General features: G+C 57.8%; 23 protein-coding genes and 4 tRNA genes. All 27 read left to right on the forward strand.

Annotation, left to right across the window (positions count from 1 at the left end; genetic code table 11):
* The first annotated feature begins 37 nt into the window (after window positions 1-37).
* The 27 genes from glpX (at window position 38) to Q1K31_RS08585 (ending at window position 22726) form a co-directional block, all read left to right on the forward strand.
* Window positions 38-994 (forward strand): class II fructose-bisphosphatase, encoded by a 957-nt coding sequence (gene glpX, locus Q1K31_RS08455; protein WP_300378733.1) that lies wholly within the window; start codon window positions 38-40, stop codon window positions 992-994.
* 16 nt (window positions 995-1010) lie between these two features.
* The gene (gene recJ, locus Q1K31_RS08460; protein ID WP_300378735.1) at window positions 1011-2798 is read left to right on the forward strand and encodes a single-stranded-DNA-specific exonuclease RecJ; all 1788 of its coding nucleotides are present in this window, start codon (window positions 1011-1013) and stop codon (window positions 2796-2798) included.
* 77 nt (window positions 2799-2875) lie between these two features.
* A tRNA-Glu gene (locus tag Q1K31_RS08465) sits at window positions 2876-2950 on the forward strand.
* 100 nt (window positions 2951-3050) lie between these two features.
* Complete coding sequence (locus Q1K31_RS08470; RefSeq protein ID WP_300378737.1) at window positions 3051-3590, forward strand: cold-shock protein; 540 nt, start codon at window positions 3051-3053, stop codon at window positions 3588-3590.
* A gap of 35 nt (window positions 3591-3625) precedes the next feature.
* On the forward strand, window positions 3626-4129 hold the full coding sequence (locus tag Q1K31_RS08475) for a DUF192 domain-containing protein (RefSeq protein WP_300378739.1): 504 nt from the start codon (window positions 3626-3628) through the stop codon (window positions 4127-4129).
* The gene (locus Q1K31_RS08480) at window positions 4119-4550 is read left to right on the forward strand and encodes a PaaI family thioesterase (protein WP_300378741.1); all 432 of its coding nucleotides are present in this window, start codon (window positions 4119-4121) and stop codon (window positions 4548-4550) included. The genes Q1K31_RS08475 and Q1K31_RS08480 overlap by 11 nt, the downstream gene beginning before the upstream one ends.
* A gap of 45 nt (window positions 4551-4595) precedes the next feature.
* Window positions 4596-4672 (forward strand) — tRNA-Pro (locus Q1K31_RS08485).
* Between the two features lie 30 nt (window positions 4673-4702).
* Complete coding sequence (locus Q1K31_RS08490; protein ID WP_300378743.1) at window positions 4703-5008, forward strand: ETC complex I subunit; 306 nt, start codon at window positions 4703-4705, stop codon at window positions 5006-5008.
* Between the two features lie 13 nt (window positions 5009-5021).
* Window positions 5022-5098, forward strand: a tRNA-Arg gene (locus Q1K31_RS08495).
* 44 nt (window positions 5099-5142) lie between these two features.
* Window positions 5143-6387: an aspartate aminotransferase family protein gene (locus Q1K31_RS08500; RefSeq protein ID WP_300378745.1), complete on the forward strand. Its 1245-nt coding sequence runs from the start codon at window positions 5143-5145 to the stop codon at window positions 6385-6387.
* An 87-nt stretch (window positions 6388-6474) separates the two neighbouring features.
* Window positions 6475-6549 (forward strand) — tRNA-Phe (locus tag Q1K31_RS08505).
* A 189-nt stretch (window positions 6550-6738) separates the two neighbouring features.
* Entirely contained in the window at window positions 6739-7113 is a 375-nt protein-coding gene (locus tag Q1K31_RS08510; protein ID WP_300378747.1) for an NADH-quinone oxidoreductase subunit A, read from the forward strand.
* A gap of 1 nt (window position 7114) precedes the next feature.
* Window positions 7115-7684, forward strand: coding sequence for an NADH-quinone oxidoreductase subunit B family protein (locus Q1K31_RS08515; protein ID WP_300378749.1), 570 nt, complete (start codon window positions 7115-7117; stop codon window positions 7682-7684).
* Between the two features lie 18 nt (window positions 7685-7702).
* Entirely contained in the window at window positions 7703-8320 is a 618-nt protein-coding gene (locus Q1K31_RS08520; protein ID WP_300378751.1) for an NADH-quinone oxidoreductase subunit C, read from the forward strand.
* Entirely contained in the window at window positions 8313-9512 is a 1200-nt protein-coding gene (locus Q1K31_RS08525; protein ID WP_300378753.1) for an NADH-quinone oxidoreductase subunit D, read from the forward strand. Before Q1K31_RS08520 ends, Q1K31_RS08525 begins: the two co-directional genes overlap by 8 nt.
* 40 nt (window positions 9513-9552) lie before the next feature.
* Entirely contained in the window at window positions 9553-10563 is a 1011-nt protein-coding gene (nuoE, locus tag Q1K31_RS08530) for an NADH-quinone oxidoreductase subunit NuoE (protein WP_300378755.1), read from the forward strand.
* Window positions 10563-11867 carry an NADH-quinone oxidoreductase subunit NuoF gene (gene nuoF, locus Q1K31_RS08535; RefSeq protein ID WP_300378757.1) on the forward strand — a complete coding sequence of 435 codons (1305 nt, stop codon included), beginning with the start codon at window positions 10563-10565 and terminating at the stop codon, window positions 11865-11867. The genes nuoE and nuoF overlap by 1 nt, the downstream gene beginning before the upstream one ends.
* A 14-nt stretch (window positions 11868-11881) precedes the next feature.
* Complete coding sequence (locus tag Q1K31_RS08540; protein ID WP_300378758.1) at window positions 11882-12262, forward strand: hypothetical protein; 381 nt, start codon at window positions 11882-11884, stop codon at window positions 12260-12262.
* Window positions 12263-12265: 3 nt separating this feature from the next.
* Window positions 12266-14365, forward strand: coding sequence for an NADH-quinone oxidoreductase subunit NuoG (gene nuoG / locus Q1K31_RS08545; RefSeq protein WP_300378760.1), 2100 nt, complete (start codon window positions 12266-12268; stop codon window positions 14363-14365).
* A 9-nt stretch (window positions 14366-14374) separates the two neighbouring features.
* Window positions 14375-15451: an NADH-quinone oxidoreductase subunit NuoH gene (nuoH, locus tag Q1K31_RS08550; RefSeq protein ID WP_300378762.1), complete on the forward strand. Its 1077-nt coding sequence runs from the start codon at window positions 14375-14377 to the stop codon at window positions 15449-15451.
* A complete protein-coding gene (nuoI, locus tag Q1K31_RS08555) occupies window positions 15448-15933 on the forward strand; it encodes an NADH-quinone oxidoreductase subunit NuoI (RefSeq protein WP_300378764.1) in 486 nt (161 codons plus the stop codon). Before nuoH ends, nuoI begins: the two co-directional genes overlap by 4 nt.
* Window positions 15934-15993: 60 nt before the next feature.
* Window positions 15994-16584, forward strand: coding sequence for an NADH-quinone oxidoreductase subunit J (locus Q1K31_RS08560; RefSeq protein WP_300378766.1), 591 nt, complete (start codon window positions 15994-15996; stop codon window positions 16582-16584).
* 3 nt (window positions 16585-16587) lie between these two features.
* Window positions 16588-16896: an NADH-quinone oxidoreductase subunit NuoK gene (gene nuoK / locus Q1K31_RS08565; RefSeq protein WP_300378768.1), complete on the forward strand. Its 309-nt coding sequence runs from the start codon at window positions 16588-16590 to the stop codon at window positions 16894-16896.
* A gap of 9 nt (window positions 16897-16905) precedes the next feature.
* Window positions 16906-19068: an NADH-quinone oxidoreductase subunit L gene (gene nuoL / locus Q1K31_RS08570; RefSeq protein ID WP_300378770.1), complete on the forward strand. Its 2163-nt coding sequence runs from the start codon at window positions 16906-16908 to the stop codon at window positions 19066-19068.
* Complete coding sequence (locus Q1K31_RS08575; protein ID WP_300378772.1) at window positions 19068-20558, forward strand: NADH-quinone oxidoreductase subunit M; 1491 nt, start codon at window positions 19068-19070, stop codon at window positions 20556-20558. The genes nuoL and Q1K31_RS08575 overlap by 1 nt, the downstream gene beginning before the upstream one ends.
* Window positions 20559-20564: 6 nt before the next feature.
* On the forward strand, window positions 20565-21989 hold the full coding sequence (locus tag Q1K31_RS08580) for an NADH-quinone oxidoreductase subunit N (RefSeq protein ID WP_300378774.1): 1425 nt from the start codon (window positions 20565-20567) through the stop codon (window positions 21987-21989).
* A complete protein-coding gene (locus Q1K31_RS08585) occupies window positions 21986-22726 on the forward strand; it encodes a biotin--[acetyl-CoA-carboxylase] ligase (RefSeq protein ID WP_300378776.1) in 741 nt (246 codons plus the stop codon). The genes Q1K31_RS08580 and Q1K31_RS08585 overlap by 4 nt, the downstream gene beginning before the upstream one ends.
* Window position 22727: the final 1 nt, after the last annotated feature.

The following is a 22727-nucleotide window of genomic DNA, read 5'->3' on the forward strand; positions in this document are numbered from 1 at the left end:
GGGAACCGGTCTGGGGCAATGGCCGGAAGTGAATGACATGGCAGACAGTGTGCTTGTGCCGCATCTTTCCGATGCGATGGTCAGAGTAACGGAAGTAGCAGCGATCGCTGCGTCAAAACTGGCCGGAATGGGCGATGAGAAGGCAGCTGACCAGGCTGCTGTGGACGCCATGCGTACCGCGTTCAACTCTGTGAATTTTCAGGGTCGGATCGTGATCGGGGAAGGCGAGCGCGATGAAGCGCCAATGCTGTTTATCGGCGAGGAGGTCGGAACAGGTGACGGCCCGCAGATCGACATTGCGCTGGATCCGCTTGAGGGAACGACGCTGACAGCAAAGGCCATGGCGAATGCGCTGGCTGTGCTCGCCATCGCGCCGCGTGGTGGTCTGCTGCATGCGCCGGACACCTATATGGACAAGATTGCGATCGGACCGGGATACCCGGATGGCGTTGTCGATCTTGACGCGACACCGGCTGAAAACATCAAGGCCATGGCCAAGGTTGCTGGTCGCCCGGTCGAGGCAATGACGGCCTGCGTACTGGACCGTCCGCGCCATGCCGACATCATCGAGAGCCTTCGCAGCGTCGGGGCGCGCATAAGCCTGATTTCGGACGGCGATGTGGCTGGCGTTATCAATACAACCAATGCCGATACAGGTGTCGACATCTATCTCGGGCAGGGGGGCGCGCCTGAGGGCGTGCTCGCTGCGGCTGCACTCAAGTGTGTCGGCGGGCAGATGCAGGGCCGTCTTGTGTTCCGGAACGATACTGAAAGAGGCCGGGCCAGCCGGGTCGGGATCGAAGAATTCGACCGCAAATATAACCTTGATGAGCTGGCAAGCAGCGAAACGGTTTTCTGTGCAACAGGCGTGACCAAAGGCGGACTTGTTGATGGTGTGATCTCTCAGGGCGGTGTGACGATTACCGATACACTGGTGATGAGCTCTGCTGACGGTATGGTTCGCAAGATCACGTCACGCCATCGCAGCGCGTAAGCATGGCTGGAAGATCATGACGGAGACGGAGCGGCTATTTGATGTCGAGCAGTCACTGTCAGGACGGTTCTGGTCGTTGAGCTCGCCGGAGCCCGATGCGGTCCGGCAATATACCCTGAAAACAGGTCTGCCAGACCTGGTCTGCCGTTTGCTTCTTGCGCGGGGTGTTGGGCACGACCAGGCGCAGGCGTACATGCAACCCAAGCTCAAGGACACCTTCCCTGATCCAGCGAGTTTCCAGGATATGGAAAAGGCCGCAGGGCTTCTGCTGGATGCCATCAAAGAGCGCATGAAAGTGGTCGTCTTTGCCGACTACGACGTGGATGGCGGCACATCGTCAGCCCTGCTGACGCGCTATTTCCGGCATTGGGGCAGCGATATCGGACTTTATGTACCTGACCGCCTGCTGGAGGGGTACGGGCCGTCACCGGCGGCATTCCGGCACCTGAAAGAGCAGGGCGCAGACCTTGTGGTGACGGTGGATTGCGGGGCTGCTGCAACGGAGGCCCTGGAAGAAGCCCGCAGGATCGGCCTGCCCGTAATAGTTATTGATCACCATCTTATGGGAACAGAGCTTCCTGAGACGACGGCACTCGTCAATCCGAATCGCGCCGACGATACCTCAGGCTATGGGCACCTTGCAGCGGCAGGTGTTGTCTTCGTGCTGCTGGCGGCGATGAACAAGGTGTCACGTGAGAGGGGAGATGCGCCGCAGACAGGACACCCCGACATCCTGCAATGGCTGGATCTGTGTGCCCTCGGAACGCTGTGTGACATGTCGCCCTTGCAGGATGCCAATCGCGCTTTTGTCCGGCAGGGGCTCAAGATCATGTCGAAAGGGAACAATCCCGGCTTACGGGCTCTGGCCGACGTCGCTGGGATCGGCGCTGTTGAAAGTGTATACCACGCGACCTTCATGCTCGGCCCACGGCTCAATGCGGGGGGGCGCGTAGGCGATCCGTGGCTTGCGGCGAAACTGCTGGCTACAGATGACCGCTCGGAGGCGATTGCGCTTGCCGAGCAGCTGGATGGCCTGAACAGTGACCGCAAGGCTGTTGAAGCCGCAATCCTTGAAAAAGCCATTGCGCAGGCGGAACGCGAGATCGAGCGCCAGGCTGATTGCGGTGTCCTCGTTGCTTCGGGCGAAGGCTGGCATCCAGGGATTATCGGGATTGTCGCCGGGCGTCTGAAAGACAGGTTCCACCTGCCGAGTATCGTGATTGGCTGGGGAGAGGGGCTTGGCCCCGTCGCCAAGGGGTCTGCGCGTTCTGTGAAGGGCGTTAATATCGGCGCGGCGATCAGCCAGGCGGCGCGTGAGGGAATGATTGTGTCTGGTGGCGGGCACGCCATGGCGGGAGGTCTCAGTATTGAGCCTGAGCGGATCGAGGCGTTCTCCCGCTGGATGCAGGACCATATGAGCGCTTTCAAGGATGAGCGGGCTGAGGCAAGACGACTGGAGATTGACGGGGTCTTGTCGCCAGCCGCGGCGACACTGGAGCTTTGTGATCAGCTGGAAGCTTTGGGGCCTTTCGGACAAGGGGCCCCGCAGCCGGTATTTGCGATGCGGGATGTACGACCTGTTTCCGGCCGTATTGTCGGGCAGAATCATGTGCGGTTTTTCGCTGATGACGGCTCGGCACGGCTTGAGTGCATTTCATGGCGTAGTGCTGACACAGATGTCGGTCAGGCGCTGATGTCCGGAACGCCGGTCCATCTGGCCGGCCGCCTCAAGATAAATGAATGGAACGGGCGTCGCAGGGTCCAGCTGGAAGTGCTGGATGCAGCGAAAGTGTCTTCCAACTGATAAAATTCGGCTTGTATGCTGAAACTCGACTTGAACCGCCTTCGAAGCCTCGCTATACGCTCGGCCTCCAACCGAGTGCTCCCTTCGTCTATCGGTTAGGACGCCAGGTTTTCAACCTGGAAAGAGGGGTTCGATTCCCCTAGGGAGTGCCACCACAGCACAAAATTCAATCATTTGGCGAAAGTCACCCCATCTTGGGGATGACTTTCCATGCCAAGCTTCATATCATCCTATACTGGGGTGTGATGGTAGATGAGTGCAGTGACGTCCAATAATAAGCTAGCTGGTGCCTCGCCTGCGGTCAGGGTGAGCGGCCATGTGAAGTGGTTCGATGTGGCGAAGGGCTATGGCTTTGTTGTGCCATCAGCGGAGGCTGTCGGCAGTGACGGCGTTGAAACAGACGTAATGCTACATGTTTCCTGTCTGCGCGATGTTGGCCAGACATATGCTGACGAAGGTGCGCATATTGTCTGCGACGCCGTGAAAAGCCCGCGAGGCTGGCAGGTCAGGGCCATTATCGAGATGGATCGTCCAAAAGCAGTCCAGGCGATAGAGGACGGATACTCACGTGAGCCCGAGACGGTAATTGTGAAATGGTTCAATGCCACCAAGGGGTTTGGCTTCGTGAACCGCCCCAATAGCGAGACGGACATCTTCCTGCATATCTCCGTATTGCGGCGCGGCGGCATTTCAGGTGTCGACAGTGGCACCATGCTCAAGGCAATCGTGGAATCCGGTCCCAAGGGCGATCATGTCTCCACGGCGTATCCGGAAATGGGCGATCAAGGGTAGTTGCCGCGCTCTGGCGATGGCGCTAAACGGGCCTGATGAAACATGCTCTTCCAATCATTTCCGTATTCCTCGCCCTGACCGCGGTTCAGGCCGCGCCGGTTATTGCCCAGGACGCTTCCACGGAAGAAGCGCCCGCCGAAACGGATGGTCTCGAAACGGGGACACTGTCCATCACGACAGAAGAGGGCGCAGTAGAATTTTCAATCGAGATCGCGGATGAGCCGGAGGAGATTTCTTTCGGGCTGATGGAGCGCGAATCCTTACCCGAGAATGCGGGAATGCTTTTCGATTTTGGCAATCCCCGTGAACCGGCGATGTGGATGAAGAATACACTGATCCCGCTGGACATGATTTTCATCGCCAGCGACGGCACCATCCAGATGATCGCTCGTAATACGGTTCCCGGATCGCTGAGAACCATCTCTCCGGGCATGCCGGTGAAAGGTGTCCTTGAGATCAATGGCGGGCGTGCAGCAGAGCTTGGCATCAAGCCCGGTGATACTGTGAATCACGCGATTTTCGGAACAAATGACGGATAAATCCGAGGCTGCTGCGCCACCACCCGGTTTTGAGGTCTCCCGTTCACGCGGGCCTTTCACCACGCGCAATGGTCCTGTGTGCCGGGCCAGCGCGAAGGACGACCTCAGAAGTGGCATCTGGGTCCTGGAGCGTCATTGTAATAGCATGGGGTTCATGCATGGCGGCATGGTCAGTTCCTTTGCAGATGGCGCGCTCGCCTGGGCGGTTTGGCATGCGACGCGCAAGATGTCAGTGACACTGAAGCTGACCACGAGTTTCTTCGGAACGATTCGCCCTGGCGACTGGCTTGAGGCCCATCCGGAGGTGCTTTCTGTCGATGACGGCATCGTTCATGTGTGTGCAGATATGCTGACACAAGGCGACCAGCTGGCCGCGCGGGCGGATGCAACTTTCCGGGTGCTGCGACGCACAGCTAAATAGGGCTTGCCCGTTGGCCCGGCTCTTCATAGAAGGGGCATCCGATGTCGGAGCGTGGCGCAGCCTGGTAGCGCACCTGGTTTGGGACCAGGGGGTCAGAGGTTCGAATCCTCTCGCTCCGACCATTGGCAAACCGCACCGCCGGAGGACATGTCATGGACGCTCGGATCTACAAGCCCAGAAAAACGGCCATGCAGTCCGGCCGCGGCAAGACCCGCGAATGGGTTCTCGAATTCCGCTCCGGTGCCAACCGCACAGCCGATCCGGTCATGGGCTGGACCAGCATCAATGACACGACCGGCCAGGTGCGGCTGCATTTTGAAACGCGTGAGCAGGCGATTGAATACGCCAAACGCGAAGAACTCACTTTTACGGTGGATGAGCCACGGGAGCCGAAGCGGCTGGTGAAATCCTACGCCCAGAACTTCTCGGCCTACCGCAAGCAGCCCTGGACGCACTGAACACCCACAGGCTGGCCCCTTAGCTCAACCGGATAGAGCACCGACCTTCTAAGTCGATGGTTGCAGGTTCAAGTCCTGCAGGGGTCGCCATTGTATCTGTCTTCGTTATGCTGCGCGTAAGGGAGGACAGTTCCATGAGAATGCCGGAAAAAGGTCAGGACTGGGAAGCCGTTCGCGCAATGCTCGAAGAGCGCGGCGCCAACGATGCGAAGTGGCGTGACGGTCGCACGGCGGTTTATGTTTTTAACGCTGGTGAAGAGATCGAGCAGGTCCAGAAGGCTGCCTATACCGCCTTCATGTCCGAGAATGGGCTGGGGCCGATGGCGTTTCCCTCGCTCGCGCAGATGGAGAAGGATGTGATCTCCATGGCGCTGGGGCTGCTGCATGGGCCTGAAGGGGCGACTGGTGCCATGACGTCAGGCGGCACCGATTCGATCACCATGGCGATCAAGACAGCTCGCGATTATGCCCGCAGTAATGGCATGGCGAAGGAGCAGGCGAATATCGTTTTGCCGCAATCGGCCCATCTGGCCTTCGACAAGGCGGCGCACCTGATGGATATTGAGATACGCCGTGTGCCGCTCAAAAGCGATGGTAGCTACAGGGCCGATCCCGAGGCCATGTCCGGACAGCTGGATGCGAACACGATCATGATGGTCGGTTCGGCACCGAATTTTCCACATGGAATCATCGACCCGATCGAGGCCCTTGGCGATCTCGCCAGAGAAAAGAATGTCTGGCTGCATGTTGATGCCTGTGTCGGGGGCTATTTCGCCCCCTTCGCGCGCATGAACGGCGAAAACGTTCCGCCATTCGATTTCGAGGTTGAGGGGGTCATGTCGATGAGCGCGGACCTGCACAAATATGGTTATGCGGCGAAGGGTGCCTCGACCGTGCTGTTCCGTTCCGATGACCTCTATGCTTTCATGCCGTTCAAGTTTGATGGCTGGTCCGGCGCGCCCATGACAACGCCGACACTGGCCGGGACGCGGCCGGGCGGGGCGATCTCCGCCGCATGGGCGGTGATGAATTATCTCGGCATCGAAGGATACAAGGCCCTCCAGGGCCGGGTATGCGAAACGCGCAAGCGGGCCGAATCGGGGCTCAAGGCACTTGGATTCGAGGTTCTTGGGCAACCGGTCCTTGGTCTTGTTGCTTTCAGGCATCCTGACCTTCATTCCTTTGCGCTCTATTCGGAGATGTTTCACCGCGGCTGGTTCACTTCGGTCACGAAGGAGCCACGCAGTCTGCATCTCATGTTGTCGCCAAAGCATGCCGATGTGATCGACGACTATTTGCGGGATCTTGAATCGGCCTGTGCGGCTGTTCGCTCTGGCGAAGCCGCCAAGAAAGAGCAGGTGAGCGCACGTTACAGCTGAGCCAATGCAGGCTTTCTGCAAAAACTTCGGAAAGGGGATTGGACAAGCCAGGGCTGCAAGGCTATGACGCGCGTTCCCCAGTGACCTGCCCGGGTAGCTCAGGGGTAGAGCAGCGGATTGAAAATCCGCGTGTCGGTGGTTCAATTCCGCCCCCGGGCACCATTTTCAAATGATCGCGAAGCCCTGGGCCAGTTGTTCGTGCGTGCTACATTGAGCGCGTCGCCTCGCCGCATGCTGCAAGGGCGAAATCTACAGCCAGAAGGGCTATGATTGGTGAGGTGGCAGGTTGCCAAGGTCGCGAAAGCGTCCTAACCCGGCGCTTTCAAAGGCAAGTGGTCAGGAGTTGCGCTCATGACAGAGATTGAACAGTTTGCACTCGATTATCTCCCGGTGATCCTGTTCCTCGGGCTGGGTGTCATTCTCTCTCTTCTCTTCATTGTCGGTTCGGCGATTCTTGCGCCGTCAGACCCTGATCCTGAGAAGAATTCGGCCTATGAGTGCGGCTTTAATGCTTTCGACGATGCGCGGATGAAATTCGATGTCCGTTTCTATCTCGTTTCGATCCTTTTCATCATCTTTGACCTCGAAGTCGCCTTCTTGTTCCCGTGGGCTGTCAGCCTTGGGGCAATCGGTGTTTTCGGGTTCTGGTCCATGGTCCTTTTCCTGACTGTCCTGACCGTGGGTTTCATCTACGAATGGCGCCGTGGGGCGCTGGAGTGGGAATAAAATGGCCGACGATTTCAAGCCATATGCACTCGGAGCCAGCCGGGCTGGTATTGAGGGTGGGCATGATGTCCGCCCTGACGATCCATTCTTCGCCGGGCTCTCCGACCATCTCGCCGATAAAGGCTTTTTTACCGCCAAGGCGGATGACCTGATTGCATGGGCGCGTACCGGTTCGCTCATGTGGATGACGTTCGGGCTGGCCTGTTGTGCTGTCGAGATGATGCAGGCAGGCAACCCGCGTTATGACCTTGAGCGCTTTGGCATGGCTCCGAGGGGGTCACCGCGACAGTCTGATGTCATGATTGTGGCCGGCACGTTGACCAACAAGATGGCGCCAGCGCTTCGCAAGGTCTACGACCAGATGCCGGAGCCGCGCTATGTGGTTTCCATGGGGTCGTGTGCGAATGGGGGTGGTTATTACCACTATTCCTATTCAGTCGTGCGTGGCTGCGACCGGATCGTTCCGGTCGATATCTATGTGCCGGGCTGCCCGCCAACCGCCGAAGCGCTGGTCTATGGCATGTTGCAGCTACAGAAGAAAATTCGCCGTGAAGGCTCGATTGAGCGGTAAGCGATCAGGATGAGCGGAATGACCGACGCTTTGCAAGAACTGGGCGAGCACATCAGTGAGACGTGCGCCGACGTCGTGAAGAGTTTTCACGTCAGCTTTGGCGAGCTCACAATCATTGCCGAGCGGGATTCGATCCTGAAGCTCGCCAAGTTCCTGAAGGATGATAACCAGTGCGTCTTCGAGACGCTCATCGACATATGCGGTGTCGACTGGCCGGAGCGTAATGAGCGCTTCGACGTCGTTTACCATTTCCTGTCGATGCGCCTGAACCAGCGTATCCGGATAAAGGTTACCGCCGATGAGGCGACGCCAGTGCCCAGCCTGACCGAGCTTCACCCCAGTGCGGACTGGTTCGAGCGTGAAGCCTTCGACATGTATGGTATCCGCTTTGCCGGGCATCCGGACATGCGCCGGATCCTCACTGACTACGGCTTCGAGGGCTATCCGTTGCGCAAGGACTTCCCGCTCACCGGCTTTACGGAAGTGCGCTATGACGATCTCGAGAAGCGCGTCATCAATGAGCCTGTCCAGCTGGTCCAGGAATACAGAAACTTTGATTTCCTCTCGCCTTGGGAAGGCATGACCAAGGAATTGCCGGGCGACGAGAAAGCCGAAAAGGAGCCGAGCGATGGCTGATACGGCTGAGAATGTCGATGAGCGCAAGTTTACGCTGAACTTCGGCCCGCAACACCCGGCGGCGCACGGTGTGCTGCGTATGATCATGGATCTGGACGGTGAGGTCGTCGACCGCATCGACAGTCATATCGGTCTTCTGCACCGGGGCACCGAGAAACTGCTCGAGTACAAGACCTATCTTCAGGGCCTGCCTTACTTCGACAGGCTCGATTATGTTGCGCCTATGAATCAGGAGCACGCCTGGTGCCTGGCCATCGAGCGCCTGCTTGGAGTCGAGGTTCCGCGCCGTGCGAAGTTTATCCGTGTGCTTTACTCGGAAATGGGGCGCATCCTTTCTCATATGCTCAATATCACGACGCAGGCCATGGATGTTGGCGCCCTGACGCCGATTACCTGGGGCTTCGAGGAGCGTGAGAAGCTTATGGGATTCTATGAGCGCGCATCTGGGTCACGAATGCACTCTGCCTATTTTCGGCCCGGTGGGGTCCATCAGGACCTGCCGCAGGAACTCCTCGATGATATCATGACATTCTGCGAGGAGTTTCCAGAGCAGCTTGGCTATATCGAAAGTCTCCTGAGCGAAAACCGTATTTTCAAGCAGCGCAATGCCGATATCGGCGTAGTTGATGAAAAGACGATCATGGAATGGGGGTTCTCGGGGGTCATGGTGCGTGGTTCAGGCCTGGCCTGGGATCTGCGCCGTTCCCAGCCTTATGAGATCTACGATGAGATTCCGGGCGACGTCTTTCAGGTCGTCGTTGGCAATAATGGCGACAATTACGACCGTTATGTCGTTCGCATGGAAGAGATGCTGATTGCGAATGACATCATGAAGTGGTGCGTAGAAAACATGCCCGAAGGTGAGGTTCTCATGGCCGGCTCAAAGGTCGCGCCGCCACGCCGGGGTGAGATGAAGCGCTCCATGGAAGCGCTGATCCATCACTTCAAACTTTACACAGAAGGCTTTCACGTGCCTGAAGGCGAAGTGTATGCCGCTGTCGAGGCGCCAAAGGGCGAGTTCGGCGTGTATCTGGTTTCAGATGGCAGCAACCGACCCTACAGGGCCAAGATTCGTGCGCCGGGATACCCGCATCTCGCTGCGATGGATCATCTCTGCAAGGGCCATATGCTGGCTGATGTATCCGCTATCCTGGGTACGCTCGACATCGTGTTCGGGGAGGTCGACCGCTAATGATGGTCGCGTTTGAATATTTTTCTGGAGGGGCTGCGTAATGCTTCGCCGTTTCGACATGGAAGCTGGCGGTGACGAGTTCACCTTCAAGCCTGAGACTGAACCGAAGATCACGTTCTGGCGGGAGAAATATCCGGCGGACAAGCAGCGTTCGGCTGTCATTCCGCTGCTTTGGCTCGCGCAGAAGGACAATAATGGTTGGTTGTCAGAGCCTGCCATGCGTGAAGTCGCTGACCGCCTGGAGATGCCTTATATCCGCGTCTATGAGGTCGCGACCTTCTACACCATGTTCAAGCTGGCCCCGGTCGGTAAGTACCATGTCCAGCTTTGTGGTACGACGCCGTGCATGTTGCGCGGTGCCAATGACCTTAAGGAAGTATGCCAGCAGAAGATCGGCAAGAAGATGGCCGTCACCGACGATGGCCGCCTGTCCTGGGAAGAGGTCGAGTGTCTGGGCGCCTGCGTGAATGCTCCCATGGTGCAGATCAATGACTATTATTATGAAGACCTGACCGTTGAAAGCCTTGAGGAAATTCTTGGCAAGCTCGGGAATGGGGTCGATGTCGCACCTGGAAATTTTGTCGATCGTCAGAAAAGCGCGCCAGAAGGCGGGCCCACGACGCTGAAGTCCGGTGATCTTTATGACGGAAGCCGCAATACATCAGGTGTGCTGCCAAATCTTCCGGAGGCCGAAGCCGGGGACAAGCCTGAGCCAGAAGCCAAAGGCGAGCCTCCCCGTAAGGACCCGACCAATGTGGAACGTGAGGAGCCCGGCGTAGAGGGTGAGCCGCCGGAAACGCTCGAAGTGAAGAAGGGCGAAGCTGACGATCTGAAGAAGATCGAAGGTGTCGGACCGACGATCGAGAAGAAGCTCAATGAAGCAGGTATCTGCAAGTTTTCTCAGATTGCGGCATGGACCGAAGAGAATATCAAATGGATCGACCAGTCGCTTGTCTTCCGCGGACGTGTCTGGCGTGACGAGTGGGTGAAGCAGGCCAAGGCTCTGGAAAACGGCGACTCCTCATCTGGCGGCAAGAAAGGTAAAGTCTGATGCTTCAGGACAAGGACCGCATCTTTACCAATCTCTACGGTCTTCACTCTCCTGATCTGGAAGAGGCGAAGAAGCGTGGGGCGTGGTACCTGACGCGTGAAATGCTTCAGCAGACACCTGAATGGATCTGCGACCAGATAAAAGCGTCTGGTTTGCGAGGCCGTGGCGGCGCAGGTTTTCCGACGGGGCTGAAGTGGACCTTCATGCCGAAAGAGGTTCGCGACCGGCCGCATTATCTCGTCGTCAATGCCGACGAATCCGAGCCCGGCACGTGTAAGGACCGGGAAATCATGCGCCATGACCCGCACCTCTTTATCGAGGGCTGCATGGTCGCGTCCTATGCCATGCGCGCGCATGCCTGCTATATCTATGTTCGCGGCGAGTACATTGCCGAACGCGAAGCCATGGAGAAGGCGATCAAGGAGGCCTATGAGGCCCGGCTGATCGGCAAGGACAACGTCAATGGCTGGGACTTCGACGTCTACATGCATCACGGGGCCGGCGCATATATCTGTGGCGAGGAAACAGCGCTGCTGGAAAGCCTGGAAGGCAAGAAAGGCCAACCCCGCCTGAAGCCGCCATTTCCTGCCAATGCCGGGCTTTATGGCTGCCCGACGACAGTCAACAATGTGGAATCAATTGCTGTCGCGCCAACGATTCTGCGCCGTGGGGCAGACTGGTTTGCCGGGTTCGGCCGTCCGAACAACACCGGCACCAAGCTTTTCTGCGTCTCGGGCCACGTCAACAAGCCGTGCAATGTCGAAGAAGAAATGTCCATCACCTTCCGTGAGCTGATCGAGACACACTGCGGCGGTATCAAGGGCGGCTGGGATAATCTCAAAGCGGTCATTCCGGGTGGGTCATCCGTGCCGGTCGTCCCTGCTGACCAGATCCTTGATGCTCATATGGATTTTGACACGCTTCGCGACTTGCGCTCTGGTCTCGGCACGGCTGCCGTCATTGTGATGGACAAGTCCACCGACATGATCCAGGCGATTGCCCGCATTTCATATTTCTACAAACATGAGAGCTGTGGTCAGTGCACGCCTTGCCGGGAAGGTACTGGCTGGATGTGGCGCGTGCTGGAGCGGATGGCCAAAGGCGAGGCCGAAATGAACGAGATCGACCTGCTACTGGATGTGGCTGGGCAGGTCGAAGGTCATACAATCTGTGCGCTTGGCGATGCTGCCGCATGGCCGGTCCAGGGCCTCATCCGTCACTTCCGCCATGAAATCGAAGACCGGATCACGAAGTACCGCGCACCTCACACGCAGGTTCGTGGTTCCGTCGTGGCAGCGGAATAGGAACAAGGGACAGAATGAGCCTCCTGCGCAACATCCTTACTGCCATCTGGTGCGCTATCGTGATCGGGTCGAGTGTTTTCGGCCTGATCCTGATGGTGCGTATACATGGCGGCGATCTCTTGCGTGAGACGGTGCTGATGCTGCCCACGGCGGAGCTTGGCCTATTGGCGGGCTTCGGCCTCATGGCGCTGGTTTCAACAAAGTATCTCTGGGCGGTGTTCGCTGTTGCTGTCATGGCGCTTCTGCTAGGCCTGACACATGATGTGGTTGTGCAACGTGTCTGGCGACCTTCCGCCATGCTCAGCGGTCTTTTCCTGATTATACCGACCTACCTCCTTGCGCGCTGGAATGCAGCCGCGCAAACCCCTGAATTCAATCCCGTGAAAGAGTTCTGATTCATGGCTGAAGATCTTTTCAAGCTGAATATTGACGGCAAGGATATCGAAGTCCCCAAGTCCTACACGCTGATGCAAGCCTGTGAGGAAGCCGGTGCCGAGATTCCGCGCTTCTGCTATCACGAGCGTCTCTCGGTGGCAGGAAATTGCCGTATGTGTCTCGTCCAGTGGAAGGGCGCGCCTAAGCCGATCGCAAGCTGTGCGCAGACTGTTGGCGAGATGCGTATGAACCCGGACGGGACACCGCCAAACGTCGTGACTACGGGTGATTATGTCGAGAAGGCACGCAATGGCGTGATGGAATTTCTTCTCATCAACCACCCGCTGGACTGCCCGATCTGTGATCAGGGCGGTGAGTGTGACCTGCAGGACCAGGCGATGGCCTATGGCCGTTCCGGTTCGCGCTATTCCCTGAACAAGCGTGCCGTCGAGAACAAGAATATGGGACCGCTGGTCAAGACGATCATGACGCGTTGCATCCAGTGTACGCGTTGTGTCCGCTTTGCGGCAGAGGTTGCCGGTGTAGAAGAACTGGGCATGATTTCACGCGGCGAAGATGCCGAGATCACGACCTATCTTGAAGAGTCACTGAAGTCCGAACTGTCAGGCAATGTGATCGACCTTTGCCCTGTCGGGGCGCTGACGTCCAAGCCATACGCCTACAATGCTCGGCCCTGGGAACTGCGCAAGACAGAGTCGATCGATGTCATGGATGCAATGGGCGCGGCTATCCGGGTCGATGCCAAGGGCGATGCCGTGATGCGCATCATGCCGGTCCTGAATGAGGAAGTGAATGAGGAGTGGATCTCCGACAAGTCACGGTTCATCTGGGATGGTCTGGCGCGTCAGCGACTGGACAGGCCGTATATTCGTGAGAATGGAAAGTTGCGTCCGGCAAGCTGGAAAGAAGCTCTATCGCATACGGCAGGGCTGCTTGAGGGACCCGCGGACAAGGTTGGTTTTCTTGCTGGTGATCTTGTTGAGGTCGAGCAGGTCAAGGCGGCGCATGATCTGGCGAAGTCGCTTGGGGTGAAGTCGGCTGACTGCCGACCGGCTGGCAGTACATATGGGGCAAATGGTGTGCGGGAGCAGTATCTCCTGAATCCCACCCTGATGGGCGCGGAAGAGGCTGATGCGGTTCTGCTGATCGGTACGAATCCACGGCAGGAAGCTGCTGTCTGGAATGCGCGCCTGCGCAAGGCCTGGCTCTGGAATGACCTCCAGGTTGGTCTAGTGGGCGATCCTGTCGACCTGACCTATGACTACACGCATCTCGGCGATGGGCCGGCGGCACTGGATGGTCTGCTTAAGCAGAAGAATGACTTTGTGAAGGCATTCAAGGCGGCCAAGCGCCCGATGGTTGTTGTTGGCGAGCACGCACTGGCAAGCGAGCACGGTCAGGATATTCTCAATGCTGCGCACCAGATTGCGCTTGACGCCGGAGCGATCAAGGAAGACTGGGCAGGCTTTGGTGTCCTTCACCATGCTGCAGGCCGTGTTGGCGCGCTGGATGTGAAGTTTGTCCCCGAAGAGGGCGGTGCAGATACAGAGACGATGCTTTCTGGTGGTCTCGACACGCTTGTCCTGCTCGGTGCGGATGAGCATGACCTTTCCCGCCTCGGGGATACGAAGGTCGTCTATGTCGGCCATCACGGGGATGCTGGTGCAGCCAGGGCGGATGTCATCCTGCCTTGCGCGGCTTACACAGAGCTGGATGCGACCTTTGTGAACACGGAAGGCCGTGTGCAGATGACACAAAAGGCTGTGCAGCCGAAGGGCGAGGCCCGGGAAGGCTGGGCTATTTTCCGGGCACTTTCGGATGTTGTTGGCAAGACACTACGTTATGATTCTGCCGATGAGCTGCGCGAAATCCTGCGAGAGGATAATGAGGTGTTCGCGGGTCTCGGATTCGCGCCTGGCGCGGCTGGACATGCAGCCCTGCTTGAAGCGCCTGCAAAGCCGCAAGCTCTTGATAAGGCGCGTCCTTTTGGCGCGGCTGTCAGCGATTTCTACATGACCAACCCGATAGCCCGGGCATCGAAGACGATGGCGGAGTGCTCGCTTATGAAGCGCGGCCTTGAAACGCCTGTAGCAGCGGAGTAGGCGAGCGCCATGAGTGCATTCATCCAGGAACATGGACTGCTGTTTGGCTGGCTGACCGTGATTGGTCAGATCCTGCTATTCACGATTGTCCTGCTGCTGTCCTTGGCCTTTCTCCTGCTTATGGACCGGAAGGTCTGGGCGTCTGTGATGTTGCGCAAGGGCCCTAACGTGGTCGGGCCATTCGGCCTCATGCAGAGCTTTGCGGACTTCGGGAAATTCCTGCTCAAGGAAATCATTATCCCGGCCGGTGCAAACAAGACTGTTTTCCTGCTGGCGCCGATTCTTTCGCTGACTCTGGCCTTCGCGGCATGGGCTGTGATTCCTGTCGCCCCTGGCTGGGTTGTATCTGACCTCAATGTTGGGGTTCTGTATCTTTTCGCGGTCTCGTCGCTGGGCGTCTATGGCATCATCATGGGCGGCTGGGCCTCGAACTCGAAGTACCCGTTCCTGGGGTCGCTACGCTCAGCCGCGCAAATGGTGTCATACGAAGTCTCGATCGGCCTGATCATTATCACCGTGATCCTGCTTGTCGGTTCCATGAACCTGACCGAAATCGTCGACAACCAGGCTGGTGGTTTCTGGACCTGGCATGTGCTGAGCTGGAACCATTTCATACTCTTCCCGGTGATGCTGGCGATGTTCGTCATGTTTTTCGTGTCGGCACTGGCAGAGACGAACCGTCCGCCGTTCGATCTGCCGGAGGCTGAGTCCGAACTCGTTGCCGGCTATCAGGTCGAGTATTCCTCAACGCCGTATCTGCTTTTCATGATCGGCGAGTATCTCAACATCGTGTTGATGTGTGCGATGATGACCATTCTCTTCCTGGGCGGCTGGCATGGGCCAATCCCGCTCGGGGAAGATTTTGTTGCCAATTTCCCGCTCTGGATGGTGAACCTCGGACATCTCGTCTGGTTCATGCTGAAAGTTATCTTTTTCTTCTTCCTGTTCGCGCTCGTTAAAGCTGTCGTCCCGCGGTATCGCTATGACCAGCTCATGCGGATTGGCTGGAAGATATTCCTGCCGACATCGCTCGGCGCTGTCGTCATTGTTGCGGGTTATGTTGTTTATATGGGAGTGCAGGCATGAGCCTCGTCCAGACCCTTCGTGGTGCGCTGCTAACCGATTTCCTGAGTGCATTTGGCCTCGGGATACGGACAATGTTCAGGCGCAAGGCTACAAACAATTATCCGTTCGAAAAGAACCCTCTGTCGCCGCGTTTCCGTGGCGAGCATGCGCTGCGCCGCTATCCGAACGGCGAAGAGCGCTGCATTGCATGCAAGCTGTGCGAGGCGATCTGTCCAGCCCAGGCGATCACGATTGATGCTGAACCGCGTGAAGACGGATCACGCCGTACCACGCGTTACGATATCGACATGGTGAAGTGTATCTATTGCGGCTACTGTCAGGAAGCCTGCCCAGTGGATGCGATTGTCGAGGGACCGAACTTCGAATTCGCGACCGAGACCCGCGAAGAACTTCTTTATGACAAGGACAGACTGCTTGCGAACGGCGACCGCTGGGAGCGGCTCATCGCGCGTAATCTGGAGCTTGATGCACCTTATCGTTGAGGTGCAGGACTTTTGTTTTCATGAGGCGGCTCGCCGTCTCTCAATTCTGGGGCTGAACCGGTGGAACTGATCGCCTTTTACATAATGGCCGCGATTGTCACGATATCAGCGATATGCGTGATCGCCGCGAAAAACCCGGTGCATTCGGTGCTCTGGCTGATCCTGTCCTTCTTCACGTCGGCTGGTCTGATGGTTCTGATCGGGGCGGAATTCCTCGCCATGCTGCTGGTGGTTGTTTATGTGGGCGCCGTTGCGGTGCTCTTCCTGTTTGTCGTCATGATGCTCGACGTTGATTTCGTCGAGCTTAAGCAGGGCTTTCTCAGCTATCTTCCCTTCGGTGCCCTCATCGGCCTTGCCTTCATTGCGGAAATAGCGCTGGCCACCTTCGCGCGCGGCACAAGTGCTGAAAGCTTCAATCCTCATCCGGGTGCGGAAAACAATGTCGAGGCAATCGGGCAGGTCATGTACACGGAGTATCTCCTGCTGTTCCAGCTGTCTGGCCTGATCCTGCTGGTTGCCATGATAGGCGCGATCGTCCTGACACTGCAGCACCGCCCACATGTCAAACGTCAAAGCGTTGCCCATCAGACGCAGCGGCGCCGCAGCGATGCAATTCGCCGGGTCGATGTCAAATCAGGCGAGGGGCTCTAGGTCATGGATATTACGATCAATCATTTCCTGGCGGTTTCTGCCGTCCTGTTCACGACCGGCGTCGTCGGCATTTTCGTGAACCGCAAGAATATCATCGTCATTCTCATGGCGCTCGAACTCATCCTGCTCTCTGTGAACATCAACCTGGTGGCCTTTTCGGTCTTCACAGGCACGATCACGGGGCAGATTTTCGCAATGCTGGTGCTGACCGTTGCCGCCGCAGAAGCGGCTGTCGGGCTGGCCATCCTGGTCGTCTATTTCCGCAATCGTGGCGATATCGCCGTCGAAAGCGTCGATCTGATGAAGGGGTAGGGGACAGACATGCTGCCGGACTTTCTACTGCTCTTCATCGTGCTCGCGCCAGGCCTTGCTGCCCTGGTCGCCGGTCTTTTCCAGAAGTACGTCACCGACAATGGTGCCATGATCATCACGACCGGGACGGTCGGGCTGGCAGGCATCCTGTCGGTCATCCAGCTCTTCATGTTCGCCTTTGGCGGACACGCGCCTGATGCGGTCCTGACAGCGGCGCCAGCGGATGGCGGTCATGGTGGTGGGCCGGTTCATGCCGTGCACCATGTCATCACGCTTTTCACATGGATCGATGTTGGCCAGTTCCAGGCCGACTGGGCGATCCGCGTCGATGCGCTATCCATCGTCATGATGGCCGTGATTACGGGCGTATCTGGCCTCGTCCACCTCTACTCCTGGGGGTATATGAGCGAGGATCCGCACCGTGCGCGCTTCTTCTCCTACCTGTCGCTGTTCACATTCATGATGCTGATGCTGGTTACGGCAGATAATTTCATCCAGCTTTTCTTTGGCTGGGAAGGTGTCGGCCTCGCCTCCTACCTGCTCATTGGCTTCTGGTATCATAACAAGGCGCCGAACGACGCAGCCATCAAGGCGTTCGTCACCAACCGGGTTGGCGACTTCGGTCTGGCACTTGGCATCATGGCCGTATTTGTGGTGTTCGGTTCTGTCGAGTTTGAGCCAGTCCTCAATGCAATCAAGGAAAATGCGAGCGTGACCCCGCTTGCGCTGGCCGAGGCCGCACCGGTACGCGAGCTGGTCATTCCATTCCTCGCCTATGACGTTCCCGCGCTGGAGCTGATTGGTGTGCTGCTCTTCATTGGTGCGATGGGCAAGTCGGCGCAGTTCTTCCTGCATGTCTGGCTGCCGGATGCCATGGAGGGCCCGACACCTGTTTCGGCGCTCATTCACGCGGCAACCATGGTAACGGCTGGTGTCTATCTCGTCTGCCTGATGTCACCGATCTATGAGTATGCGCCTGTCGCGGCCGGCATGGTGACGCTCATTGGCGCTGTGACTGCACTCTATGCGGCCACGGTCGGACTTGCCCAGAACGATATTAAGCGCGTGATCGCCTATTCGACCTGTTCGCAGCTGGGCTACATGTTCTTTGCGGCCGGTATCGGGGCATATCAGGCGGCCATGTTCCACCTGTTTACACACGCCTTCTTCAAAGCGCTGCTGTTCCTCGGTGCGGGCTCGGTTATTCACGGCATGCATCACGAGCAGGACATGCGCCGCATGGGCGGTGTCGCCAAGTTCATGCCGTATACCTATGCCGCGATGATGATCGGCACGATTGCGATTATCGGGCTTGGGCTGCCGCATACGCAACTCGGCTTCGCCGGCTTCTTCTCCAAGGATGCGATCCTCGAGACAGCCTTCGCTGCGGGTGAGAACGGAGTCACTTTCGGCCAGCTTGCATTCTGGTTCGGTATTCTCGCCGCGCTCCTGACGAGCTTCTATTCCTGGCGTCTCATCTACATGACCTTCCACGGTCCGCGTGAGGATTCTATTCCGCCGGAAGTCCATGAGGTGGACAGTCATGCCGACGACCATCTCGCGCAGGACGAACACGGTCATCAGCACGATCATCATGAGGATCCTCACGAGTCGCCGCTTGTCATGCTTGTGCCGCTCGGGCTGCTTTCACTGGGCGCGATCTTCGCTGGTCTGATCTTCTATGGTTCGTTTGTCGGACACCATCAGGCTGACTTCTGGGCCGGTGCGATCTACACGACAGGCGACAACCACCTGCTGGAAGAGAAGTACAATGTACCGGAGTGGGTGTTCTGGGCGCCGCTCATGGTCACGATCACCGGCTTCCTGATCGCGACGTTCACCTACCTCTTTAATCGCGGTTTCGGCCGCAGGATCGCAGAGTCAGGCGGGCCGCTGCACAGCCTGTTCGCCAACAAGTGGTATTTCGATGAGATCTACAACGCCACTTTCGTGCGTGGCACCCACTGGCTGGGCGGCTTTCTCTGGAAGACAGGCGACAAGCGTATCATCGACGGGCTGGGTCCTGACGGGATCACGTCTCTGGTCCAGAGAAGCTCCAAGCGGCTGTCTGCGATGCATACCGGTTATCTCTATCACTACGCATTCGTGATCATCGGCGCGGCACTCGTGTTCGGCGCGGTGATCTTCTGGCGCGTCGGAGGCGCGGGCTGATGGGCAATTTCCCGATTCTCACGGCGGTTACATTCCTGCCGCTTGCTGGTGCTGTACTGATCATGCTCGTGCGGGCCATGACGGGCAGTCAGGAGAGCGATGTTGCCAGTGGCAACAAGGCGCTGACGGCTGGCCTGATCTTTTCCGTGGCGACTTTCCTGGCGTCGCTGGTCATGCTGGCCAGTTTCGATATCGGTGCGCCTGGCTACCAGCTTGTCGAAGAGGTCAGCTGGTTTGCCAATGTTCAGTACAAGCTGGGCGTTGACGGTCTGTCATTGCTGCTAATCCTGCTGACGACATTGCTGACCCCGCTCAGTCTCATTGCGTCCTTCGGCTCAGTCAAAGAGCGGCTGACAGAATACACGATCGCATTCCTCGTGCTCGAAACCTTCATGATCGGGGTCTTCTGCGCGCTGGATATGGTACTCTTCTATGTTTTCTTTGAAGCGGGCCTTATCCCGATGTTTATTATCATCGGCGTCTGGGGCGGGGCTGACCGTATCTACGCGTCGTACAAATTCTTCCTGTATACGCTGCTAGGCTCTCTCTTCATGCTGGCCGCTGTCGTCTTCATGTACCTGCAGGCCGGTACATCCGACATCGCTCAACTTGAGACGTTTGCATTCGCGCCTGAAGTACAGACATGGCTGTGGCTTGCCTTCTTTGCGTCGTTTGCCGTGAAGTTGCCGATGTGGCCCGTCCACACTTGGCTTCCGGACGCTCACGTGCAGGCGCCCACCGCGGGCTCCGTCATCCTGGCGGGTATCCTGCTGAAGATGGGGGGCTATGGCTTCCTGCGTTTCTCGCTGCCGATGTTCCCGGATGCGAGTGAACTGTTCCAGCCATTCATGTTCGTGCTGTCTGTCGTGGCCATCGTATATGCGTCGCTTGTGGCGTTCCGCCAGACAGACATGAAGAAGCTGATCGCCTATTCTTCGGTTGCGCACATGGGCTTTGTCACACTCGGCATCTTCTCCTTTACAGAAGTTGGCGTGCAGGGCGCGATTTTCCAGATGATCTCTCACGGGCTGATCTCTGGTGCGCTGTTCCTGATCGTCGGGGTTGTCTATGACCGGATGCACACGCGTGAAATCGCAGCTTATGGCGGCCTGGTTCACAGAATGCCGGTTTATGCCGCGATGTTCATGCTGTTCTCCATGGCCAATGTCGGCCTGCCGGGGACGAGTGGGTTTGTCGGTGAAATCCTGACCATGACAGGCGCTTTCCAGGCCTCGACCTGGGCAGCAGCCGGTGCTGCGCTGGGTGTCATTTTCTCTGCCGTCTACATGCTGACGCTCTATCGACGCACAGTTTTCGGCCAGATCACCAATCCGGACCTGGAGGGCATAAAGGATGTTGATCTGAAGGAGATCATCACGCTTGCCCCGCTTATCATCGGTACGATCCTGCTGGGGATCGCGCCGAATATCGTTTTCAACATCACGCGCGAGTCGAGCCTGCGCGCGCTTCAGATGATCACCGGAGGATAATCGCCAATGCTGGATTTCCAGGCGATGATAGCGGCTGTTGGCCCCGAACTCCTGCTGGCTCTGGCCGGGTTGGTGGGCGTCCTGCTGGGCGCCATCTTCAAGGATCAGTTCAACAGCCTGTCCTTCAAGTTTGCGGCAGCTTCATTGATTGCAGCTGTGCTGGTGGTCTTCCTCAACTGGCCGGGAGGTGAAGCGTTTGGCGGGCTGGTTACGACGACACCATTTGTGAATTTTGCCAAGGTGGTCAGCTATGGTGCAGGCGCCATCACTCTGCTCATGGGCGAAAACTTCCTGCGCCGGCATGAGACGATCCGTTATGAGTATGCGCTGCTGATCATCTTTGCGTCTCTCGGCATGGGCGTGATCCTTTCGGCATCGAACCTGATGACGTTGTATATGGGCATCGAGACACTCAGCCTGTCATCCTATGTACTGGCGTCATTCCACCGGGATTCCATGCGCTCTGCTGAAGCGGGTCTCAAGTATTTTGTCCTTGGCGCCTTGGCTTCAGGGATCCTGCTGTACGGGATTTCGCTGGTCTACGGTTTTACCGGTTCGACGGACTATACGGCCATCGCGGAAGCCGAAGGTGGCATCGGCCTGCTGTTCGGTATGGTGCTGATGATCTCCGGCATGGCCTTCAAGGTGTCGGCTGCCCCGATGCACGTATGGACACCTGACGTCTACGAGGGAGCTCCGAGCCCTGTGGTGGCCTTCTTCGCGACGGCTCCGAAAATGGCCAGCATGGTGGTCTTCGCCAACCTGATGTTCCAGGCATTCCCGGGTGTGTTCGAGGACTGGCAGATGATCATTGCGATCATTGCGACCCTGTCCATGATCATTGGTGCTTTCGGTGCGCTTGTGCAGTCCAATCTTAAACGCCTTCTTGGTTATTCCTCGATTGCCAATATGGGCTATGCGCTGATTGCGGTTGCCGCAGGTGCTGAGTACGGCGCTGCCGCATTGCTTGTGTTCATGACTTCCTACGTCATCGCTTCAATCGGCTTGTTCGGCGGGGTCCTGGCGATGCGCCGCGAGGGTGGCATGGTCGAGAATATCGATGAGCTGGCCGGCCTTGTGCGTCGGCGCACTGGCATGGCCATCGCGTTGACCATTCTGGTAATATCTGTTGCGGGCTTTCCGCTCGCTGTCGGCTTCCTTGGCAAGCTGGTTGTTTTCGAGGCTGGCTGGAATGCCGGGCTACTGCCGCTACTGATCGTGCTTGTACTTAGCTCGGTGCTGGCTTTTGGTTATTACCTGCGCATCATTCTTGTGATGTGGGTGCGTGAGCCAGCGGAGCGTTTCCAACCTGTGGACCGTGCGGTATCTATTGCGATCTACGGTGCAGCGATTGCCTGCCTGCTGCTGTTTATTTTCATCGGACCATTCACCGACTGGGCAACCAGCGCGACAGCAGGGTTCTATCAGTGAAGCCTGACGCCCAGGTTCAATGGCATGCGACCATAGACAGTACGAATGAGGAAGCCAGGCGCCTTGCCCAGGCTGATATGTATGGGCCGCTGTGGATTGCTTCGCGCGAGCAGACAGCCGGACGAGGCCGGCTCGGCCGCCAGTGGACCTCCCCGGTTGGCAATCTGTATTGCACGGCTTTCTTCTTTGAGCCGGGCGGTGTCCAGACTGCGACGCGCTATCCTTTTGCAGCTGGTCTCGCCATTGCAGACCTCTGTTCCCAGCTTGTGCCTGAAGCAGCTGTCCGGCTGAAATGGCCGAATGATGTACGGGTCGATGGTGCCAAGCTCTGCGGCATCCTTGTCGAGGCTGGCCAGTTAGCCGGACAGGGGGGATGGGTCGCTGCGGGTATGGGGCTGAATGTTGTCACGGCACCGGAGGGGGCCGGGCAGGAGACTACATCACTTGCAAGGCTCGGGGCGAGTTCTGCGGTCAATGCCGAATTCGTGCTTGAAGCCCTGCGCCCGCTGTTCGCGCGCCGCACCAGCCAGGCAAGGGAAGACTTTCCGGGTTTGCTGAAAGACTGGGAGCAGGTCGCTGAAGGGCTCGGCCAGACAGTAACATCAGGCAAGGGCGAAAAGGCTGTACGCGGCATTTTCAAGGGGCTCTCCCCGGATGGTGGGTTGCAGCTTGAATTGCCTGACGGCTCGGCGCACACCATAAGGGCGGGTGACGTGGAGCTGGTAAAGGAGGTCTGAC

This window comes from Henriciella sp. (assembly GCF_029936995.1).
Classification (GTDB): Bacteria; Pseudomonadota; Alphaproteobacteria; order Caulobacterales; family Hyphomonadaceae; genus Henriciella.